9 protein-coding genes are annotated in these 7,402 nt (G+C 36.0%); 3 read left to right on the plus strand and 6 right to left on the minus strand.

Going from position 1 to position 7,402, the window contains the following annotated elements; translation table 11 throughout:
- Window positions 1-255: 255 nt before the first annotated feature.
- On the minus strand, window positions 256-1,191 hold the full coding sequence (locus tag DD627_RS04550; protein WP_068807698.1) for an alpha/beta hydrolase: 936 nt from the start codon (window positions 1,189-1,191) through the stop codon (window positions 256-258).
- A gap of 267 nt (window positions 1,192-1,458) precedes the next feature.
- Between DD627_RS04550 and DD627_RS04555 the strand changes: the two genes are divergently transcribed.
- The 3 genes from DD627_RS04555 (at window position 1,459) to DD627_RS04565 (ending at window position 3,705) form a co-directional block, all read left to right on the plus strand.
- Entirely contained in the window at window positions 1,459-1,884 is a 426-nt protein-coding gene (locus DD627_RS04555; RefSeq protein ID WP_068807600.1) for a helix-turn-helix domain-containing protein, read from the plus strand.
- 27 nt (window positions 1,885-1,911) lie between these two features.
- Window positions 1,912-2,763 (plus strand): SAM-dependent methyltransferase, encoded by an 852-nt coding sequence (locus DD627_RS04560; RefSeq protein WP_260274800.1) that lies wholly within the window; start codon window positions 1,912-1,914, stop codon window positions 2,761-2,763.
- A 315-nt stretch (window positions 2,764-3,078) separates the two neighbouring features.
- Entirely contained in the window at window positions 3,079-3,705 is a 627-nt protein-coding gene (locus DD627_RS04565; RefSeq protein WP_068807597.1) for a DedA family protein, read from the plus strand.
- Window positions 3,706-3,797: 92 nt separating this feature from the next.
- Here DD627_RS04565 and DD627_RS04570 read toward each other — a convergent pair whose 3' ends face one another.
- The 5 genes from DD627_RS04570 to DD627_RS04590 form a co-directional block, all read right to left on the minus strand.
- Window positions 3,798-4,028 (minus strand): hypothetical protein, encoded by a 231-nt coding sequence (locus tag DD627_RS04570; RefSeq protein WP_057783170.1) that lies wholly within the window; start codon window positions 4,026-4,028, stop codon window positions 3,798-3,800.
- An 11-nt stretch (window positions 4,029-4,039) separates the two neighbouring features.
- Entirely contained in the window at window positions 4,040-4,669 is a 630-nt protein-coding gene (locus DD627_RS04575; RefSeq protein ID WP_260266704.1) for a L,D-transpeptidase, read from the minus strand.
- Window positions 4,670-4,683: 14 nt separating this feature from the next.
- Complete coding sequence (locus tag DD627_RS04580; RefSeq protein ID WP_057783166.1) at window positions 4,684-5,136, minus strand: hypothetical protein; 453 nt, start codon at window positions 5,134-5,136, stop codon at window positions 4,684-4,686.
- Between the two features lie 215 nt (window positions 5,137-5,351).
- Complete coding sequence (locus tag DD627_RS04585; RefSeq protein WP_260266705.1) at window positions 5,352-5,711, minus strand: hypothetical protein; 360 nt, start codon at window positions 5,709-5,711, stop codon at window positions 5,352-5,354.
- Window positions 5,712-5,734: 23 nt separating this feature from the next.
- Entirely contained in the window at window positions 5,735-7,255 is a 1,521-nt protein-coding gene (locus DD627_RS04590) for an ATP-binding cassette domain-containing protein (RefSeq protein ID WP_260274801.1), read from the minus strand.
- Window positions 7,256-7,402: the final 147 nt, after the last annotated feature.

A 7,402-nucleotide genomic window follows, 5' to 3' on the forward strand; every position in this document is an offset into this window, starting at 1 on the left:
ACGTTCCAGCCCAAATTTGCTGGGAGACGGTATTTTAATCTAATTTCGTTACCATGACTGCTTTTGTATCAGGTAACGAGACGTGTTTTTATAGTTTTAACCTTTTGATTAAAGCAAAAGAATGGGAAAAAGCGGTTAGATTCCTCCGTTTAGCTAAAAAGTTTGACTGTAAAAGAACAAGAGACTGGCAAAATTACTTTTGCCAGTCTCTTGTTCTTTTTAATTACTTCTAAAATATATTTAATAAGAAACACACTACTTCACATACTTGTTCAAAAACTTTTTCACTGTTTGTTGATAAAGTTTGGGGGCTGTCGCCATTGATTTTGCATGGGTAGCACCCTTCACAATGAGCAGCTGTTTAGGTCCCTTATCTGCTTTATACAATGGGTAAACCATTCTGGTTGGGACAAACGTATCCTTGTTCCCGTGAATGAACAGCATCGGTTTATGATTCTTCGCAACCTGTTTCAAAGCACTGGCCTCTTTAAAGTTATATCCAGCCCGTAACTGCGTAATCGCACTCACAGATGGAACTAATGGCCAATATGGTAAATGATACATAGTTTTAGCTTCATACGTTATTTCATCATTTACAGAAGTGTAGCCACAATCTTCAACATAGGCCTTGAGTTGTTTTGGTACATTTTTTTCGCCACTGACCATCATTGTTGTGGCACCACCCATGCTGACGCCATACATCACGAGCTGCTGATTCTTACCTTCTCGTTTCAACAATAGATTCATCCATTTAATATAGTCTAGCCGGTCTGGCCAACCAAACCCGATATAATTTCCTTGGCTATCACCTTGGCCACGGTCATCCGGCACTAACACGTTATAACCCATCTTATGAAACATCGCCGCAGAAGCTCCCATTTTGGACTTATCATCCATAAAGCCATGCGCAATTACAACCGTTTTATTACTCTTATGCGCCGCTGGAATATAATAAGCATCTAATTTGAGATTATCCGTTGCCGAAGTTTCATGCCACGTTTGCTTATGGACATTTTGATACCAGAGCTTTTCTTTATACAGTGGGTCACTTTTCTTTAAGATTGCCGAGCTACTTAAAAAATCTTTGTGTCCAGGTACCACAGCCACATGATAAAAATACGAAGCCGCACCAATATCTGCTACAACTAAGACTGCAAAAATAACGAGTAACCATTTCCAAAACTTTTTCAAAATTTTCATCCCTTATCCTTCGATTTAAAAAGTATACTGCTTTTTTGGCCAGTAAAATAAGCGCAAACGAATTTAATTTATTCTCAAAGGCCAAATAAATCACAATCAAGCCCATGAAATTCACTATCTATCCGGTTTCATATAATTTGGATCGCGATTGTGACAAATTGTTCGAATTGTCCCACTAAAATGCAAAAAATAGTGATAGAATGCGCCTAACAGGCTGTTGTTATGATAAAATTGAGATAACAGAAAGGGAGTAATCACATGTTTCCTGAAAGACTTCGTGCACTCCGCCATGGCCAAAACATCACTTTGGAAGAATTAGCGGCGGATTTAAATAAACAATATCCAGGACCAGCAGAAAAAGCAAATACATCCTCTCAGATTGGTAATTGGGAACGTGGCGTTCGAACCCCTTCTTTTGTAGAGGTTCGAAAATTAGCCGAATATTTTGATGTTACGATGGATTATCTTAGTGGTAAGGCCGATCACGATGAATATGATCTGAGTAAACTATTCTTGTCTGGTAAACAACTTTCCTTCAGTCATAAGGTTTTGACGAGTGAAGATCGCTATGAACTATTTCAGTTAATGGATGGCTACCTCCATGGCAAGAATCGCCGAACCATTCATGCAGATAATGATCAGCAAGAAGAATTAGATTTAGGCTTGGATGACAATAAAAAGTAAACTTGACAGTTTGAATGGATGGCTATTTTGAATTCTAAAAAAATGAAAAAGCTTCGTAAGCAGGTTCGTGCTAAACGTTCAAAACCCGCTTCAGACACTTATTTAGAGCAAATAAAAAGATACGATTTGTTATTCAAAGATTTCCCTCAGATCACTTTCCTTACCCATAACATTTTGGAAAGTGATCATCTTATTTCTCAGGGATTGTTGCCACAATCATTGCCTCTTCTTCAAATTCCAGATACTTTTCAAGATGAACTGTTTCAGTCTATTCTTAAAGATTATCCAATGGGAAATCCTAAGGGCGATGAACTATGGAATAGGTACTCGCAAGCATTACCGAAGTTAGATAAGTTGCTACGATCTTATCGGGATTATTTAGAGGCGCATTACGGAATGTGGGCGTACATTTCAGCGCCTTTTATCAAAGATCTGGCCAAATTCTTAAATGGTGCCTCAACTTTGGAAGTGATGGCAGGCAATGGCTACATTTCAGCCGGCTTACGTAATCATGGTCAAAACATTATTGCAACCGACAGTATGGGATGGATCACCGAAAACGAAACTGGCAAACATACTTTGACTGAAATCGAGCCTTTAGATGCACTGGATGCTTGGCATCGCTACCATGACAAAGTGAAATATGTCATGATGTCTTGGTCACCAGACGGCATCCCTGTTGATTGGCAACTCTTACAAGAGATGCGAAAAACTAACCCAGATGTTGAATTAATTTGTATTGGCGAAAAGCTGGGAAGTTCTGGAAGCAAAACTTTCTGGAACCATGCCACTTATGTGGACCCTGAGGCTACTGAAGAGCTCAACAAACATTTTTCTCATTTTGATTTGGTTCATGATCAACTTTATATTGTTCAATAAAATTGCGTAATAAAAAAGGTTGAAGCAAAATTGCTTCAACCTTTTTTGAACGGTACTTGATTTCTCAAATAGACCTCGCACGGTTCACACATGTTTAATCAGATGTTCCACACAATCCGGTGGAAGAGACACATCCCGTTCCAAGAAAATCACTAGTCACTCGAAAGTGAAACAACCTAAGTTGCCTGATTATACTCGACTCATCGCATAAATTCATGATAACACGTTTAACTTTCAATTACCAATCCCAATACTAGTCAATTTCACGATTTCATTATATGATTAGGGTAGTTTTTACGGGAATGGAGTTCCGCTATGCTAAATTTAATCATTAATTTCTTTATCCATCCACTAAATTACATTGTGCCAATCGCAGACAAAATGAACGGATGGATTTACCTAATCTTATTTATCTGGATTTTTTTAGAAACAGCTTACGTCATTTTTTCATTTCTACCTGGTCAATCAGTTCTATTTTTAACAAGTACAATTGCCGCCAGCCCACATTCTAAACTGAATTTAATTGTTTTATTTGTTGTATTTCTAACGGCTGCCACTATTGGTTCAGTTGTCAAATTTCGTCAAGGTAAAAAACTTGGTCAACACTCCAAACTAACTAAAGAAATTCAAACTTCGGATCAAATGGAAAAAACACAGGCTTATTTTAATCACAATGAAAAAAGTTCTTTATTATTATCTCGATTTGTCCCGTTCCTTGGTTTGTTTGTCCCAATTATTGCCGGCAACTCTGATATGAGTTTCCAAAGGTTCAACAAACTAAATTTTCTAGGCGCTCTCATTTGGGTCGGTGCCTGTTGTTTAGCTGGATATTATCTAGGCACAACGCCCTTTGTAAAAAGGTATTTCACTTTAATCTTCTTTACGTTAGCAATTTTACCTGTTATAGCAAGACAGTTATATAAACTCGTTTCGAGGGCTTAACGTGGAATTCCATCATTCATTTTAAAATTAATCAACACAAAAACCGTCAATTTTTAGTTTCCAACTAGAAATTAACGGTTTTTTTAATCTATTTATCGTTTGCGTGACCAATTGAGCTCCCAATAACGCCACCCAAATAAAATGATGACATACAAAATCACAACACCGATAATTGTTTCCCAATTCAAAAAGTTGATCTTCGTGAAGATGTAACCAATTAACTTATATAAAACAAGGGCCACGAAAAGGCTGGCCACACTAATGCCAGCATCTTGATACCATTTTCCTTTTTGCAGTAGAAACTCGCGAATTTTGTTTTTCATGTTCTATTCCCTCAGTGGATAACAACCTTTGTTCCTTCTTTAATGTTTGTATAAATCCATTTTGCATCTGGTACCGACAACCGGACACAGCCATGTGAATTGGCCTTTTTACCTAGTTTCTTAGCTTCCTTTACAATAAACTGCCCCTGTGAATTTGTTGGCACAGTGTGAAATAAGTAAACACCGTGGTCTTTCCAAGAAACATAGTACTTGGCGCCTTCTTTAGACTGTGCATTATAGAAAAACTCACCACGTTCTGCCTGAATATGGTACGTTCCGGTGGGCGTTGAGTTTTTAGCACCAGTCGTTGCATACATGGTATACAAACGCTTTTTGTTATTGCGAATATAGACCCGTTGTTTTGCAATTGAGACCTGAATCCATACGTTTGAGTATTTCGTTAAATCCGGGTAAGCCTTTGTTTCTGAAGATTTTTTCCAATTTACCGCTCGCATGTAAGACGGTCTTTTGGCAACTTTTTTCTTTTTAGTCTTCTTCTCTTTAGGCAGTTTTGAAACACTTACCTGATTTGAATCTTGCGTTTTTACTTTGCTAGTGGCCGGATGGAATCGTAAGCTAATTAAAAAGACAGCCAAAAACAAAACTCCAGCTACTGCTAACATTTTAGTTAAACGATTCATAAACAACCTCTACTTTATTTTTCTTTCTTAGTTTCTAATTTCTCAAATTGCAAGATCACCCAATCAGCGATGTTTTGATAAACATCTGCATCACCTGCTAAGAAATTATCAACACTTCCCATTAAATCAATCCGCAAGTGGGATGCATTAATCTCTTCTGCTTCAAAAATCGCATATAAATTAACATCATAATCCGTATCAACTTCAGTCAGTTGTTCAATCTTGTTTGGATAATTAAATGGTAAGTTAATGATATTGGTCTGAAACTTCAAAACAACATCTTTTCTGATTGCCACGTCGGCTTCCACAACAGCTGTTTCTTTCAAAGCCGTTTGTAGATAGCCAAAAACAGATTTTAATGCCCCTTTGGGATCTTTTTTTAACTTTGTGCTCGTGACTTTAAAAGTTTCCGGTGCAAAATTCTCATCGCGAATTGTTTCTAATAAATCGTTTGATTTAATTTTCATAAATAATCACTCCCAAATTGGTTAAAGCTTACTTACCTAGTCTACCATCTGAATGAAAATTTACAAATTACATTTTATTTACTAAAGAAGAATTTAAATAAATATAAGCAACACATCATAAAAAAGACATCGCACTAACCGAAATTAGTTCGATGCCTATATTAATGGCGGTATTTGTATCGCCATCACCAATAACCACATTGTAACCGCATTCTTCAAAAAAATCTAGGGTTCTGCTCACTTTGTATATCAAAATTTAGGTTAGAGTCAGACCTATCATTAAAAACAGAGGCAAGGTCTCCTAAGGGAGTAGCCCTATACATCCCGCGAATACTATATTTCCAAAGTGAGTTTAATAATTTTTCATCAATCCATTTAACTTTTCGTAGATTCTCATACATCTTTGGACTTAATAATTCGATTGATTTAACCAATTTTTGGAATTCAGGAAGTTTTCTTTTATCCTCATAATTATTATTTTCAAGATTTAAAATTTTTTCAAATTCAGGAAAACTATTCAACGGAAATTTATTTATCCTGCCGAAAATAATACTTGATATTAAATTTGTTTTCATAATTGTTCATCTCTTTAACGTTTTCAAATTGCATCGACTATTTTTTTGTTTTTTAACACTTTTTTTGTTAACCAGCCAGTCTCCACCGAATCGCGATGGGAGATCATAAATATACCCATAGGTAACTGACTAAGAACTCTTAAAAAATCTTTTTCGCTCGTTTGATCCAAATTAGCTGTGGGCTCATCTAAAACTATCAGTGGACGTTTCGCTAACAACGCACGTGCAAGCCCAATTTTTTGAAGTTGCCCCGCAGATAAGTTCATATTATCTCCTCCAAAAATTTGTGTCTCAAGTTTATTCGGAAGACCGTCAATCAGAGATCTCAAACCAACCTTTTGTATAACTGTGCTTAATTCTGCTTCAGGTACTTTTCTTCCCAATAACAAGTTATTTCTAACAGTGTCGGAAAAAATTTCCGTTTCTTGTGGCACGTAAGAGACTAAACTGATAGGATTAGCATTCTGTTCAATATTTTCATCAATCCCAATCCCGCTAATTTTTCCTGAATTCGGTTCATATAGTCCCATCAGGAGTTTTATAACTGTTGTCTTACCAGCACCACTCTCACCTACAAGTAAAATTTTTTGTCTATTTTTTAAATTAATGAAAATACTTGCATCTTTTAAAACCCAATCTTCATTTTTAGGATAACGAAAAGATACCCGTTGTAATCCAAATGAATTTACACTATGCAAATTATTATTATCGATTGGCTTAATCTGATCACTAGCTAAAAACTTCACTACTCGTTTCAATGAAGCTTTTTGACGAGCCCAGTTAGCATACAATCCAGGCAACTGATAAAATGCCCAAGTAAAATTCGCATTCAGTACATTAAAACCCATAAATTGTCCCAGTGTCAGTGCATGAACACTAATTAAGTAAATGCTAAAAACTAACGGCGTAACATCGAAAATAAATCCTGCAGCAAGACTTATACTATTCATTCGCCATTGACTTTTTGCATTTATTAATTGATCCCTTGTATATCTCTGATACTTTTCTTTGAAAAGATTTAGACCGAACCTTTCAGCAAAAAATGAGCGCAGAAGGCTCCTCCCGCCGAAGACTTGTAACATTATCTCTTGCATATCTTCTCTGCTATGTTGCGTATTCTCTTGTGTCACCGTTATTAATTTCCCGGTTAATCTTGGTATCGCCATGGAAAAAAAACTCAGAATGAGTATAAAACAAGTTAACATCCACGATGATAAGAATCCAAAAACTATAGCAGACAAAAATGAACTCAAACCAATCAAAAGGTTTGTAAACGTTTCTGGTACTACTCCCGATAGTAAGGGAACATCAGAATTGAGAATCGTAATCCATCCACCTTTTCCCATTTTTTCAACACTTATAGTTTTCTTGACAAACACATTTTTTATTAGGTTGTTAGACAAATCAAATTCAATTTTCTGTTTGAGCCTCCCCTGCTGACTCACAGTGAAAAGTTTGCATATTCCAATTACTAAACTAAGGCCAATTAAGTAAATTGCACTCTTCCAAAATTGGTCAACTTGTTTTTCACTTAAATAATTCATCAGGATATTTAGTTTATAAGCTAAAAAAACTCAGAAATAGCTCCCATTATGCCGACAATCCATAAAGGAACAAAAAATTTGTTCTTAAAAAGTGAAATTAAATATTTCTTTTCTTTTACTTTCAGAGTGTTTAAATAATTATGTGTA

It is taken from the genome of Pediococcus sp., from assembly GCF_003533255.1.
GTDB classification, from domain to species: domain Bacteria; phylum Bacillota; class Bacilli; order Lactobacillales; family Lactobacillaceae; genus Pediococcus; species Pediococcus parvulus.

Bases quoted from the DNA above. Each gene is read 5' to 3' on its own strand.
- DD627_RS04555 (WP_068807600.1), top strand. From the start codon at position 1,459: ATGTTTCCTGAAAGACTTCGTGCACTCCGCCATGGCCAAAACATCACT.
- DD627_RS04575 (WP_260266704.1), bottom strand. From the start codon at position 4,669: ATGAATCGTTTAACTAAAATGTTAGCAGTAGCTGGAGTTTTGTTTTTG.
- DD627_RS04585 (WP_260266705.1), bottom strand. From the start codon at position 5,711: ATGAAAACAAATTTAATATCAAGTATTATTTTCGGCAGGATAAATAAA.
- DD627_RS04590 (WP_260274801.1), bottom strand. From the start codon at position 7,255: ATGAATTATTTAAGTGAAAAACAAGTTGACCAATTTTGGAAGAGTGCA.
- DD627_RS04565 (WP_068807597.1), top strand. From the start codon at position 3,079: ATGCTAAATTTAATCATTAATTTCTTTATCCATCCACTAAATTACATT.
- DD627_RS04580 (WP_057783166.1), bottom strand. From the start codon at position 5,136: ATGAAAATTAAATCAAACGATTTATTAGAAACAATTCGCGATGAGAAT.
- DD627_RS04570 (WP_057783170.1), bottom strand. From the start codon at position 4,028: ATGAAAAACAAAATTCGCGAGTTTCTACTGCAAAAAGGAAAATGGTAT.